Origin of the sequence: Flavobacterium sufflavum (assembly GCF_004016525.1) — a bacterium.
GTDB lineage: Bacteria > Bacteroidota > Bacteroidia > Flavobacteriales > Flavobacteriaceae > Flavobacterium > Flavobacterium sufflavum.
Genome location: NZ_SACJ01000011.1, coordinates 87,367 through 100,604, shown reverse-complemented (window position 1 = coordinate 100,604; position 13,238 = coordinate 87,367). Strand labels below are relative to the sequence as shown.

Sequence of the window (13,238 nt, the reverse complement as noted above, 5' to 3'; positions counted from 1 at the left end):
TCGTGGTTTGTTGAGTTATCAAAACTTGTAGGAATCATTAATATCAGTATCCTCAAATTTAGAAAATAAAACAGAATAAAAAAATCGACAACACTATATGTTCTAAGAAACAAAATAATATTAAAAAAAACTATTCTTTGCTTTTGCTATCCATCACTATCGTTACAGGACCATCATTAAGCAGTGCTACTTTCATATCGGCACCAAATTCACCGGTTTGAACTTTTTTACCAATTTCTGTTTCTAATTTTCGAACAAAATTTTCATAAAGTGGAATAGCAATTTCAGGTTTGGACGCTTTTATGTACGAAGGTCTGTTTCCTTTTTTAGTGCCAGCATGAAGTGTAAACTGACTCACTACAATAATATCGCCATCAATATCTTGAACCGATAAATTCATAACATTATTTTCATCACCAAAAATGCGGATTTTAGCAATTTTAGCAACTAACCAATCAATATCTTCTTGCATATCGGCATCTTCAATACCAACAAGAACCAATAAACCTTTTTCTATTGAAGCTACTATTATATTATCTATAGTAACCGATGCCGACGAAACTCTTTGAATTACAACTCTCATTAACCTCTCGATTTATCGCTATTCTTTCTATCATCATCATAAATATCGGTGCGATAGTGTTCATCATCACCCTCTAATAATTTAAGATAACTATTATAACGAGACCATGAAATTTCTTCTTTTTCCAAAGCTTCTTTTATGGCACATTTAGGTTCTTCCTTGTGCAGGCAATTATTAAACTTACATTTATCTTTCAACTTAAAGAACTCCGGAAAATAACCGCTAATTTCTTCTTTTTCCATATCTACCACACCAAAACCACGAATTCCGGGTGTATCAATAATTTTGGCTCCAAAAGAAAGATCAAACATTTCGGCAAAAGTAGTAGTATGTTGTCCTTGCGAATGAGAATCAGATATTTGTTTCGTTTTTAAATTTAAAGTTGGTTCAATAGCATTAACCAAAGTCGATTTTCCAACTCCGGAATGCCCCGAAAACATACTTACCTTATCTTTCATCAAATCAGTCAGTTTATCCAAACCTTTACGCTCTTGTGCAGAAACACGCAAACATTGGTAACCAATTTTTTCATAAGTATATTGCAGGAACAACTGCTCGTCTAAGGCAGCTTCATCAAAAGTATCGATTTTATTAAAGACCAAAATTGCTTCAATTCCATAAGCCTCGGCAGTCACTAAAAAACGATCAATAAAACTTGTGGTAGTTGGAGGATTGTTAATGGTAACCAACAAAAAAACAATATCAATATTAGAAGCGATAATATGGGTTTGTTTCGAAAGATTAACCGATTTTCGAACAATATAATTTTTCCTGTCCTGAATGGTATTAATTACACCCGTTACTTGAGCATTTGATTCTTCTAATTCAAAATCAACGCGGTCGCCTACAGCAATAGGATTGGTACTTTTAATACCTTTCATCCTAAACTTTCCTTTTATTCTGCAGTCCACAAAATTTCCTTCATCGGATTTTACCGTGTACCAGCTCCCTGTTGATTTATAAACGATTCCTGTCATGGGGCAAAGATAAAATTTTGTTTCAAGTTCAAAGTGTAAAGTTTGAGGTTTTTAATATTCGCAGTAAATAAAAAATCCCTTTAACTAAAAAAGTCAAAGGGATTTCCATTTTATATTTCAAGTCAATTATCCGTTGATAATTTTCTCTTGGTGCTCAATACTTTCTTGGTGAATTGATTTGAATAATTTAGTGATAAATTCTTCAGACAATCCTTTTTTACCACCTTCAGCAACCATTTTCTCTTGGATTTCATTCCAACGGTTGTGTTGCAACACAGCTACATTGTTTTCTTTTTTCACTTGACCAATTTCGTCAGCTACTTTCATTCTTTTTCCTAAAAGCTCTAATAAATTAGCATCTAAAACATCGATATTAGCTCTTAATTTAGACATTTTATTTTCAAAATCAGGAGTATCTCCGCTTACTTTTCTAATTTTCAAGTCTTTCAAGATTTGTTTCAACGCATCTGGAGTAACTTGTTGAGCAGCATCAGACCAAGCATTATCCGGATCAATATGCGTTTCGATAATCATACCATCATAGTTCAAATCTAAAGCTTCTTGAGTTACTTCAAGAATCATGTTACGATTTCCTGTAATGTGAGATGGATCGATGATTAATGGTAAATCAGGGAATTTATTTTGCAATTCGATAGCAATTTGCCATTCTGGAATATTTCTGTATTTAGTTTTCTCGTAAGTAGAGAAACCTCTGTGAATTACTCCTAAATTCTTGATACCAGCCATGTGTAAACGTTCCACACCACCTAACCATAAAGCCATATCAGGGTTTACCGGGTTTTTAACCAATACAATTTTATCAGTTCCAGCCAATGTATCAGCAATTTCCTGAACTGCAAATGGATTAGCTGTTGTACGAGCTCCAACCCATAATACATCAATATCATATTCTAAAGCTAATTTACAGTGAGCAGCAGTAGCAACCTCAGTTCCCATCAACAATCCTGTTTCTTCTTTAGCTTTTTTCAACCATTTTAGTCCTATTTCTCCAATTCCTTCAAATCCTCCCGGACGAGTTCTTGGTTTCCAAATTCCTGCTCTAAATACGCTTACATCTGAATTTTTCAATTCGTGAGCAATTTTCAATACTTGCTCTTCAGTTTCAGCACTACAAGGTCCTGCTATCACAAATGGATGATCTAATTTGAATGCATCCAACCAATTTCTCATTTCTTTTGCGTTTTCCATCTTTTAAAATTTATTTCTTTTTATTTGTGTTGTATATAATTATTCTTTTTTACTCTATTTTTTAACGCTTATTCCGTTTAATATTTCCCTGATTTTATTCACACTCGCCATTTCCTCATATATTGCATTGTAATCATCCTGCGCCAATAAATTCCTAAACTGGGTCAAATTAGAAATATATTCTTCTAATGATTCCAATACCTGAGCTTTATTTTGCTCGAAAATAGGCGTCCACATCGCTGGTGAACTTTTAGCTAAACGCACCGTGCTTTCAAAACCGGAACCTGCCATATCAAAAATATCCTGCTCGTCTTTTTCTTTATTTATCACCGTTTTCCCTAACATAAAGGAACTGATGTGCGATAAATGCGAAACATAAGCAATGTGTTTATCATGCGATTTAGGATCCATATAACGAATACGCATTCCCATAGCTTTAAACACTTCCAATGCCTTTTCCTGTAATTTAAAAGCCGTTTTCTCCACTTCGCAAATGATATTTGTTTTATCTCTAAACAAATCTCTCAATGCTGCCGAAGGTCCTGAAAATTCCGTTCCTGCAATAGGATGAGTTGCAATAAAATTTCTTCTTTTAGGATGATTCGCTATCGCTTTACAAATTGGGTTCTTAGTAGAACCTACTTCTAAAACAATAGCATTTTCTCCAACCAAATCCAGTACTTTAGGCAATAAACTAATGGCAACATTTACAGGAACCGACACAATTACAAAATCAGCATCAGCCAAATCTTCCATTGTAGCCGCAACATCAATAACACCTAACTCCAATGCTTGCTGCAAGTGTTTTTCGTTATTGTCTATTCCGTAAATGGTAGCCTCCGGATAAAGTGCTTTGATGTCCAAAACCATCGAACCACCTATTAAACCTATGCCTATTACAAATACTTTCATTTTGTTAAAATCTATCTATTGCTTCCTGTACTTTTTCTTCCTTTACACATAATGCAAATCGAATATATCCTTCACCATTAGAACCGAAAATAGTTCCCGGCGCAATAAAAATATATTTTTCGTGCAATATCTGATCAATAAACTTTTCTGCTGATTGTATTCCCTCAGGCAATTTAGCCCAAACAAATAAACCTACTCCTTCTTTATAAACTTTACAACCTAATTTTTCGGCTAATTGCTCCGTTAAAACGCGGCGTCTTTTATATATTTCATTCATGGAATCAAACCATGACTGATCACTTTTTAATGCTTCGATAGCTCCTTTTTGAATTCCAAAAAACATTCCGCTATCCATATTACTTTTTACTCTTAAAACAGCATCGATAAGGTCAGCATTTCCTGAAACCATTCCTACTCGCCATCCTGCCATGTTAAAAGTCTTACTCAATGAATTCAACTCTAAAGCCACATCTTTAGCTCCTTCCACCTGCAACAAACTCATCGGATTGTCATTCAAAACAAAACTGTATGGATTATCATTCACTAACAGTATTTGGTGTTTTTTGGCGAAAGCCACTAAATTTTCAAATAACTCTAAACTTCCTCTGGCTCCTGTTGGCATGTGCGGATAACCTATCCACATTAATTTTACTTTAGATAAATCTAATTTTTCTAAAGCTGCAAAATCAGGTTCCCAATTATTGGCTTCTGCCAAATCATAATAAACAGCTTCTGCTCCTACTAAATTCGTAACCGAAGTATAGGTTGGATATCCCGGATTAGGAATTAAAACCTGATCTCCTTCGTTCAAAAATGCCAATGAAATGTGCATGATTCCTTCTTTCGAACCCATCAATGGTAAAATCTCCGTATTTGGATTTAATTCTACCTGAAAATTATTCTTATAGAAAGCAGCCATACTACTTCTCAATTCCGGCAATCCCTGATAACTTTGATATCCATGTGCATTTTCGTCTTGAATAGCCAATGCAACAGCATCAATAACAGCTTTCGATGGTGCCAAATCAGGGCTTCCAATTCCCATATTAATGATAGGTTTTCCCTCTGATGCCAATTGTCTCACTTCTCTCAATTTTGACGAAAAGTAGTATTCTTCAACTGTATTTAATCTATTTGCTGTTGTAATCATTTTATTCTTTGCTTTTGAACTATTCTCGACTTTGCTCGAATTGACAATCTGCTTATATTTTTTACTCTTTTTTAATCTTCATTTATTAAAGGCTTGGTATTTCTATATTCTCCCAATACTTTAAAATATTCTGCCATAATCTCTAATAACGATTTTGCTTTGGCGTAATCTTCATATTTTTCGAAAGTAACATCCACGAAAAAAGAATATTTCCAAGGTGTTTCAATTTTTGGCAATGATTGAATTTTGGTCAAATTCATTTTACAATCGCTCATTACATTCAAAACCGCTGCTAAACTTCCACGTTTATGGTCTAATTCAAATTTTAAAGAAGCTCTGTTTATTTCGTTTTCCGGAACAAATGAATTCTCTTTATTAATAATAACAAAACGAGTCATGTTATTTTTAATCGTTTGAATTTCGGGAGCCAAAATCTCTAAACCATACATTTCAGCAGCCACTTTACTGGCAATTGCCGCAACTCCTTTTAATTGATTTTCCTGAATTCTACGAGCCGTTTCAGCCGTATCCTTGTCTTCAACCAATTTGATGTGCGGATATTGTTTCAAGAAATCCATACACTGCAACAATGCCATTGGATGCGAATAAACTTCTTTTATATCGGCAATACTTTGTCCTTTTAATGCCATCAAATTTTGATGGATTCTCAAATAATGCTCCCCGATAATATGTAAATCATTCTTATCAATTAACGCATAGTTTGGGATAATAGGACCTGCAATAGAATTTTCGATAGCCATCACTGCCTGACTTGATTTCCCTGACAAAAGACTATCTACCAATTCGTCAAAAGACAAACACTCATCTACAACCACATCCTGATCATAATATTCCTGAGCCACCTGATGATGAAAAGAACCTACTATACCTTGTATCGCAATTTTTGTTTCCATTTATTCAAAAAAAAAATCCTGATTTTCATCAGGATTGTATATTAGTTTTATTTGTTTATCTTATATTTTCAAATTACCATAGCACAATCCTTATCTCTCGCTAAAGAAATAAAAAGTATTGCTAAAATAGAAACGGTTATTTGACATCTTAATATAGAATTATCTGTAAATATTTTTTTTTACTTTGCAAATGTAGAATATATTTTTAATTCCGCAAAAAATATTTTGCATTTTGTACAAAAAAAATATTCTATAATAAAATTAGTTTTTTTAAACACGAAACAATCAAAAATCAAATTTAAAACAATAGAAACCAAATAAATAATTCACTAGGTTTTCTATCAAAAATAAGAACTTATTCAATCACTCTTGAAGGTGTGTCTAATCCATTAATAATGGTTCCCGAACTAATGGCAATCGCTTTTATTATTTCAGTCATATTACTTAAATCCAAAGTCTCTATCTCATCGGATAATTCATGATAATTAGGTTCCACATCCATTTTAGAAGTCGATATTGTATGCGCTGGCACCCCTAAAGCAGCTAACCTAGCATTATCAGAACGATAAAATAGTTGTTGACTAGGATATGGATCTGGATAGAAATTAAAATTAGAGTTTTTTAAGTTCTGCTGTAAAATCTTTCCAAAATCAGATTTTTCAAACCCCGTAATATAAGCTGCATCTTTACCCCACTTACTTTCTGTACCAATCATTTCAATGTTAAACATAGCAACTACCTGCTTCGCATTAATACTATTTGAAAAAAATTTTGACCCATACCCGCCAACTTCTTCTCCTGTAAAAGCGACAAAAAGAATCGTTCTTTCGTTTTGATTATTCTCTTTAAAATATTTAGCTAATGCTATTACTGCAGTAGTTCCCGATGCATCATCATTAGCCCCATTATACACTTTATCTTTCCCATTTTTTTTCAAACCCAAATGATCATAATGAGCAGAAAAAACAACATACTCATCTGGTTTCGAACGACCTAAAAGTACCCCAACGACATTATTTGCCTTTTTCCCTTTTACATCAAACTCTTGTCGATAACTCTGTAAGTCTCCATAAAAAGAAAGCCCAATATTTTTAAACTCATTTTCAATAAAAGCAGAAGCTTTTTCTACACCAGGAGTAAAAATAGCTCTTCCTTCCATTTCATCTGAAGCCAATACTGTTTCTATCCTAACAATATTTTCTTTTTCAATAACTATCTTATCTTGTGCTTTAGAGAAAAGCACAAAAAAGAAAAACACCAAAGCAGCATTTTTTTTCATGTACAAAGTTTTATTTGTAATTTATTAATAATTATCAAATATACAAATACAACTAACAAATCTTACAAATTTTGAAATATAAATTTCAATCCCCCTCATTGCCATATTAAAATAATAAATCAAACTAATTTCTGTTTACTTTTGCAACAAATAAAAGAATATGTCAATAGAGGTAAAAAATATATCTAAAAGTTATGGTGACCAAAAGGCATTGGACAACATATCATTTTCTATCCAAAAAGGAGAAATAGTTGGTTTTTTAGGGCCAAATGGAGCCGGAAAATCAACCTTGATGAAAATATTGACAACCTACCTTTCTGCCGATGAAGGTACAGCATTGGTTAACAAAAAAGATGTAAACTCTAATCCAAAGGCAGTTCAACTTTCTATTGGCTATTTGCCAGAGCATAATCCTTTGTATTTGGATTTATACGTTAGAGAATACCTTGCTTTTAATGCCGATGTTTACAAAGTACCCAAATCCCGCATTGAAGAAGTAATTCAATTAACGGCTTTAAATACCGAAAGTCATAAAAAAATAAGCCAACTCTCTAAAGGCTACCGCCAACGTGTAGGACTAGCTAACGCGCTTCTTCATAATCCTGATGTATTGATTCTGGATGAACCTACCACTGGATTAGATCCAAATCAATTACTAGAAATACGTAACGTAATTAAAAATGCAGGAAAAGACAAAACTGTTTTTCTTTCTACACATATCATGCAGGAAGTAGAAGCTATTTGCGATCGCGTGATTATAATCAACAACGGAAAAATAGTTGCCGATAAAAAATTAGACCATCTTATTTCTGAAGAAAAAGAACAAATTATAGAAGTCGAATTTGATTACAAAATCGAGGAACAGGCTATAGCTAAAATCGAAAATTTAATCTCTTTTAAAAACACGCATGACATGACCTGGGAACTTGTTTTTAAAACCGACAAAGACATGCGTTCTGTTGTTTTTGACTTTGCCAATGCTAATGGACTAAAAACACTACAACTCAATCAAAAGAATAAAAATCTGGAAGCTATATTTAGGGAGATTACTAAATAAGTCGGCAGATTTCAGATAGCAGTCAAAAAAAGCTCGTTTAAAATAATTTTAAACGATGCTTTTTTATTATCTCTTCATCGCAAAATGGCCTCTGTAAATTTTATTATTCCCTCTAAAAACTTCAAACCAATAATCGTCTGACGGCAGTTGGTGACCATTATAGGTTCCATCCCATGAAGAAGTATTAGCAAACTCTTTAAGAAACTTACCGTATCTGTCGAATATTCTTGTTTTCAAACCGGCCTCCGTCTCCGAAAGCTTAACCGCCCAGGTATCATTAAACCCATCTCCATTGGGAGTAAAGAATTTTGGATAATTCAAAATATACACTACTTGACTTACTTCACCACATCCGTTTTTATCACGAACACGAACTGTGTAAGTCCCACTTAACAAACCATAAAAAACATTAGAATCCTGATAGCTAAATCCATCTAATGAATACTCATATCCCCCCAAACTACTTGATGCTAAATTTACTGTAATTGCATTTTGATTATCCGTCCAATCGACAATATCAATACCACTAATAACAGCAACATTAGACAAAGCAACCACAAAGTCTTTAGTTACAGAACAAGCTACAGCACCATTATTTTTAGTAACTGTTACCGAATAACCTCCCTCTTTTGAAACATTTATGGATTGTGTTGTTTCGATAGTTGACCACAAATAAGTATCAAAGCCAGCTCCTGCATCAATAATGACATTTGAATTTTCACAGAGTGTTACCTCATCTCCAATTGAAATTACAGGCTCCGAAAACAAAGTTAACACTACTTTTACCACCTGATAACATTTATCATTCGAATCAACTCTGGCATAAAGAGTCGTTACACCCGTTAGCAAATTATAGCTGTTTGCTGCGAGAATTTCTGCTGCATTATTTTGATTTTGAGCATCGGCAAGAGAAGGATAAAAACGAATTTGAGTTGATGTATCTAAAGTAATCGCTCTGTCATAAGACACTAAATCTACTATTTCAACCCCATCATTCAAATCATCACAAAAAGAAGCAGCAACATCATTCACAATTACCGTCGGCGTACTTATAGAAACAGTAACAGCAAGCCTGTTGACACTTTCACATCCATTCAGAGTTTGTGTAGCATAATATTTTGCCCCATCAATCAATGGAGTTGAAGCAGCTAGAACAGTACCATTGGCAGCCAAATCATACCAAACTATGCCTGTTCCAGTAGCTCCTAAATCTCCAATTGTAGCATTCTGCGTAGAACAAAAATTCTGAACCGAATTCCCTGTCGGCGCAGCTATAGCTTGAATAACAACAAGAACAGGAATTCTTTCGCTTTCGCAAATGGAAATTGTTTGCGAAGCATAATACGTTTTATTAGTCAAAACTGTGGTTCCACTTAGCAAATTCCCAGAACTGGGAGTATCATACCATTTGATATTCGTACCTGAAATTGCAATATCATTAAGTTTTTTATTGTCTTGAACGCAAAAAAGCTGAGGAGAACTAACTGCAGGAAGCGGTTCTATATTCACATACGGATGTATCACGACTTCATTAGCAACAAGTGAACTACAACCCAGATTATTTTTTATCAAAACCTGGTAAGTCCCCGCAACTAAATTACTTTTAGAATTCACCGTCCCCCAAGTAACTCCTCCATCAAAACTATAAGCCGTAGCACTATCTGAAATCGTAATCGTTCCAGTAGTAACAATGCAATTGGGTTGTACAACAGTAACAGTAGGCGTAGGCGGATAACCGGGTGGCACAATAATTTCTACTGATGCAGCAGCAGTTTCACACAAAGAGCTATTTCGGGTCTTAACTAAATAATCTCCCGGAACCAATCCCGTTTTTACATTAGTATTTTGCCAAGTCTGTCCATTATCAAAACTGTATTCTGCATTCAAACTCGTTACAGTAATCGTTCCATAAGGATTAGTACAAATTACCGGTTGAATTATCGAATAGGTTGGCACAGCACTCGAAGTGGCAACACTATTAATATGCGCCACAACCGGACTCGAAGCACAACCCGAATTTAATTTTGCCGTCACATTATAATCACCACCTGCCAAATCTGAAAAAACACCCGATGCCTGATAATTTACTCCATCAATACTGTAAGTTGTATTGGCAGCTGTAGCAATACTAATAGTTCCCGAAGGCAAATCACAAGTTGGTTGAACCGTTGTAAAATTTGGCGCTACAGAACCCGATTTCACTACGATGGTGATTTCGTTTGAAAAAATCCGGCAATTTGAAGAAGAAATATTCGAAATATCAGCAGTTGCCAGTCTGTATTTAAAAGTACCCGATGCTCCCGAAACAAAAGTGTAATCAGCCGAATTAGCCCCTGAAATATCAGTCCAGCTTACTCCATTATCACCACTGCTTTGCCATTGATAACCTATAGTTGTATAAGCCGAAGATGAAACCGACCCCGACAATGTAATTTGTCTTGATTCGCCCTCACAAACCTCTAAATTAGTTGTCGATTCATTTTGGATTGCAGAAATCACAGTTGGCCCACAGGCCCTAAAAGTAATATCATCCAAAGCAATATCGTTCCCGGGTGCAGCACCAGCCTTATTGTTTCGCATTCGAATAACAACATTTGAAACTCCAGACGGTGTAGTAAAATAAAAACCATACTGTTTCCATACAGCACTTGATGACAAACCTATATTTCCCGTATTGTAAGTTCCTAAAATAGTTCCACTCGTATCTTCAATCGTAAAAGTGATATTAGGCGGACTATTATCCTGACTTCTTAGCAGATTCATAATCCAGGCAGCAAATTCATAAGTAGTTCCGGGACACAAGCCTGTAACGGTATTTTTGTAGAAATAATCGGTTGTTGAAAAACTCGCATTCACCACCATCATATAGCCTCCACCTGTATGATCCGTAGTTGTCCACCAGGTTCCGGCAGTATTTGTGGTTTTCTCAATTGTATAAGAACCATCACTCGGAAAATCCGCAGTGGTATAAGTATAACTTGTAATTCCCGACCCCAAAGCACTTCCATGCGAAGCTGTTCCTGATCCAAAATCTAATTTTACTACAGGATCTCCTAAACTCCCCGTACATAACTGGGCTTGAATTTGAACTGAAAACAGCACAAAAAACAATATAAAAACGGAATGATTAACCTTCAAAATGTCGCTGATTTAATTTTGTAAAACTAAAACATACGAACATTAATATTCAAAAATTGAGGTCAATTAAAGGAAAGAAGCGGTAAAAAGAACCTAATCTCAGTTTTTATTAATCTCTTTTTGATACAATTCAGAAACCGTATAGAATTTCATATTGTGTTCTTTAATGTATCTACAGATTTCTATTAAAGTTTTATACTCTGTTTCATATTTTTTATTTGCTTTTAAAACAGGCTTGTGTGCATAGAAAATCACAATTTTATTATTCTTTTTAGCATAATCCAGTAATGACAAAAAATATGGAATACTATATTGGGAATAACTATTATCAATACCTAAACCAAATAGAACCCTACTAGTATTATCAAAATAACATCTTTGTTCACTAGCTGGCTCACTACCATAAGTTGTCCCCCTTATAATATTAAATTCATGTAACAAAATAGTATCTGTAATAGCATCCCTTGATCCATAAGGATAGGCAAAAGAATGTACTGCCAACGATTTCTCATTCATTGACCTTATCATCGGGAAAATTTCATCATCTAAGTAGTTTATTTCCCCATTCTTTTTTTCAAAAGGAGCTGCTTTTAAATGAATCCAACCATGTCCTCCTATTTCGTTGCCTTGTTTTTTCAGCAACTTTAATTTATTTAATTCTTCATACGAAAGTGAATTAAATTGAGAAACAAAAAAAGTTGCTTTCCAATTATACGGTTTAAGAATTTGATCTACCGCATACCATTGATCAATATAATTATCATCAAAAGTGATTGCCACACCTGCTTGTGAATTTACTGTGAAAGGAATATCCAATTCTTCTTCATACTTTCTACAAGATGACAAAACCAATAAATTACAAACAAAAACAGCGCACCAAATAGTGCGCTGTTTTGAAAAATATCGAAAACGAATGATTTTTTTTATACTTATCATGACAAAACATTCAACTATAAATCTATGATTTCAAACTTTTGTGAACAAAAAAATTAAAAAACCTGACTCGCTATATTGTAAATATTGTCCGATTTACCCATCGAATAATAATGCACACAAGGCACTCCAAACTCAATCAACTCTTTAGACTGTTGAACAGCAAACTCTACTCCAATCTGACGAACCGCCGCATTATCTTTTGCATTTTCAATCGAGCTAATTAAACTTTCAGGCATGTCTAACCAAAAAACTTGTGGTAACAATTGCAAATGACGCTTTACCGCCACCGGTTTGATTCCCGGAATAATTGGCACCGTAATTCCTATAGCACGGGCAGCTTCAACAAATTTAAAATAACGTTGATTGTCAAAAAACATTTGCGTTACAATATAATCGGCACCGGCATCTACTTTTTCTTTCAGTCTTTTCAAATCAGCTTCTAAGCTTGGTGCTTCAATATGCTTTTCAGGATATCCAGCCACACCCACACAAAAATCAGGTGCATTTGCAATTGGTAATTCACCATGCAAAAACCTCCCTCCATTCATCGCTTTAATTTGCTTTACCAAATCAACCGCATAATGATTCCCACCAACAGTAGGTTCAAAATACTTTTCCCCTTTCATTGGGTCACCACGAAGCGCAACTAAATTATCAATATTCAAATACTGACAATCTACCAACAAATATTCGGTTTCTTCCTTAGTGAAACCACCACACAACACATGCGGAATAGCATCTATACCATATTTATGCTGGATTGAAGCACAAATCCCAACTGTTCCCGGGCGCATACGCGTAATACGACGGTCAAAAAGTCCATCTTTTTCGATATACACATACTCTTCTCTCGAAGTCGTTACATCTATAAATGGCGGTTTGAATTCCATTAATGGATCAATATTTACGTATAATTCATTGATATTACTCCCTTTTTGAGGCGGGACAATTTCGAAGGAAAACAATGGTTTCCCTTTGGCGTTTGCTATATGCTGTGTTACCTTCATGTTTATTGTTTATCGTTTATTGTTTGTTGTTATTCGTTTGGTTCCAAAACCATAAACGCTAAACCAACAACCATAA

At 34.5% G+C, this 13,238-nt stretch carries 11 protein-coding genes; 1 reads left to right on the top strand and 10 read right to left on the bottom strand.

The window, feature by feature from the left end:
* Positions 1 to 130 precede the first annotated feature (130 nt).
* The 7 genes from dtd to EOD40_RS14910 form a co-directional block, all read right to left on the bottom strand.
* Positions 131 to 583, bottom strand: a complete 453-nt coding sequence (gene dtd, locus EOD40_RS14940; RefSeq protein ID WP_128196885.1) for a D-aminoacyl-tRNA deacylase — start codon at positions 581 to 583, stop codon at positions 131 to 133.
* On the bottom strand, positions 583 to 1,560 hold the full coding sequence (rsgA, locus tag EOD40_RS14935; RefSeq protein WP_128196883.1) for a ribosome small subunit-dependent GTPase A: 978 nt from the start codon (positions 1,558 to 1,560) through the stop codon (positions 583 to 585). Before rsgA ends, dtd begins: the two co-directional genes overlap by 1 nt.
* A 126-nt stretch (positions 1,561 to 1,686) precedes the next feature.
* Complete coding sequence (locus tag EOD40_RS14930; RefSeq protein ID WP_128196882.1) at positions 1,687 to 2,769, bottom strand: bifunctional 3-deoxy-7-phosphoheptulonate synthase/chorismate mutase type II; 1,083 nt, start codon at positions 2,767 to 2,769, stop codon at positions 1,687 to 1,689.
* A 54-nt stretch (positions 2,770 to 2,823) separates the two neighbouring features.
* Entirely contained in the window at positions 2,824 to 3,681 is an 858-nt protein-coding gene (locus EOD40_RS14925) for a prephenate dehydrogenase (protein WP_128196880.1), read from the bottom strand.
* Between the two features lie 4 nt (positions 3,682 to 3,685).
* Positions 3,686 to 4,831 (bottom strand): pyridoxal phosphate-dependent aminotransferase, encoded by a 1,146-nt coding sequence (locus EOD40_RS14920; RefSeq protein WP_128196878.1) that lies wholly within the window; start codon positions 4,829 to 4,831, stop codon positions 3,686 to 3,688.
* 71 nt (positions 4,832 to 4,902) lie between these two features.
* Positions 4,903 to 5,745, bottom strand: coding sequence for a prephenate dehydratase (locus EOD40_RS14915; protein WP_128196876.1), 843 nt, complete (start codon positions 5,743 to 5,745; stop codon positions 4,903 to 4,905).
* A gap of 355 nt (positions 5,746 to 6,100) precedes the next feature.
* A complete protein-coding gene (locus EOD40_RS14910) occupies positions 6,101 to 7,024 on the bottom strand; it encodes a M20/M25/M40 family metallo-hydrolase (RefSeq protein WP_128196875.1) in 924 nt (307 codons plus the stop codon).
* A gap of 160 nt (positions 7,025 to 7,184) precedes the next feature.
* On the opposite strand from EOD40_RS14910, the gene gldA reads away from it, so the two are divergent.
* Positions 7,185 to 8,081 (top strand): gliding motility-associated ABC transporter ATP-binding subunit GldA, encoded by an 897-nt coding sequence (gldA, locus tag EOD40_RS14905; protein WP_128196873.1) that lies wholly within the window; start codon positions 7,185 to 7,187, stop codon positions 8,079 to 8,081.
* A gap of 66 nt (positions 8,082 to 8,147) precedes the next feature.
* Here the strand turns inward: gldA and EOD40_RS14900 are convergent, their stop codons facing one another.
* The 3 genes from EOD40_RS14900 to metF form a co-directional block, all read right to left on the bottom strand.
* A complete protein-coding gene (locus tag EOD40_RS14900) occupies positions 8,148 to 11,219 on the bottom strand; it encodes a T9SS type B sorting domain-containing protein (RefSeq protein ID WP_128196871.1) in 3,072 nt (1,023 codons plus the stop codon).
* A gap of 99 nt (positions 11,220 to 11,318) precedes the next feature.
* Positions 11,319 to 12,155: a polysaccharide deacetylase family protein gene (locus tag EOD40_RS14895; protein WP_128196870.1), complete on the bottom strand. Its 837-nt coding sequence runs from the start codon at positions 12,153 to 12,155 to the stop codon at positions 11,319 to 11,321.
* Between the two features lie 53 nt (positions 12,156 to 12,208).
* A complete protein-coding gene (gene metF, locus EOD40_RS14890) occupies positions 12,209 to 13,162 on the bottom strand; it encodes a methylenetetrahydrofolate reductase [NAD(P)H] (RefSeq protein WP_128196868.1) in 954 nt (317 codons plus the stop codon).
* Between the last annotated feature and the right edge of the window lie 76 nt (positions 13,163 to 13,238).

Coding starts and splice junctions, on each gene's coding strand:
- dtd (WP_128196885.1), bottom strand. CDS start 583: ATGAGAGTTGTAATTCAAAGAGTTTCGTCGGCATCGGTTACTATAGAT.
- rsgA (WP_128196883.1), bottom strand. CDS start 1,560: ATGACAGGAATCGTTTATAAATCAACAGGGAGCTGGTACACGGTAAAA.
- EOD40_RS14930 (WP_128196882.1), bottom strand. CDS start 2,769: ATGGAAAACGCAAAAGAAATGAGAAATTGGTTGGATGCATTCAAATTA.
- EOD40_RS14925 (WP_128196880.1), bottom strand. CDS start 3,681: ATGAAAGTATTTGTAATAGGCATAGGTTTAATAGGTGGTTCGATGGTT.
- EOD40_RS14920 (WP_128196878.1), bottom strand. CDS start 4,831: ATGATTACAACAGCAAATAGATTAAATACAGTTGAAGAATACTACTTT.
- EOD40_RS14915 (WP_128196876.1), bottom strand. CDS start 5,745: ATGGAAACAAAAATTGCGATACAAGGTATAGTAGGTTCTTTTCATCAT.
- EOD40_RS14910 (WP_128196875.1), bottom strand. CDS start 7,024: ATGAAAAAAAATGCTGCTTTGGTGTTTTTCTTTTTTGTGCTTTTCTCT.
- gldA (WP_128196873.1), top strand. CDS start 7,185: ATGTCAATAGAGGTAAAAAATATATCTAAAAGTTATGGTGACCAAAAG.
- EOD40_RS14895 (WP_128196870.1), bottom strand. CDS start 12,155: ATGATAAGTATAAAAAAAATCATTCGTTTTCGATATTTTTCAAAACAG.
- metF (WP_128196868.1), bottom strand. CDS start 13,162: ATGAAGGTAACACAGCATATAGCAAACGCCAAAGGGAAACCATTGTTT.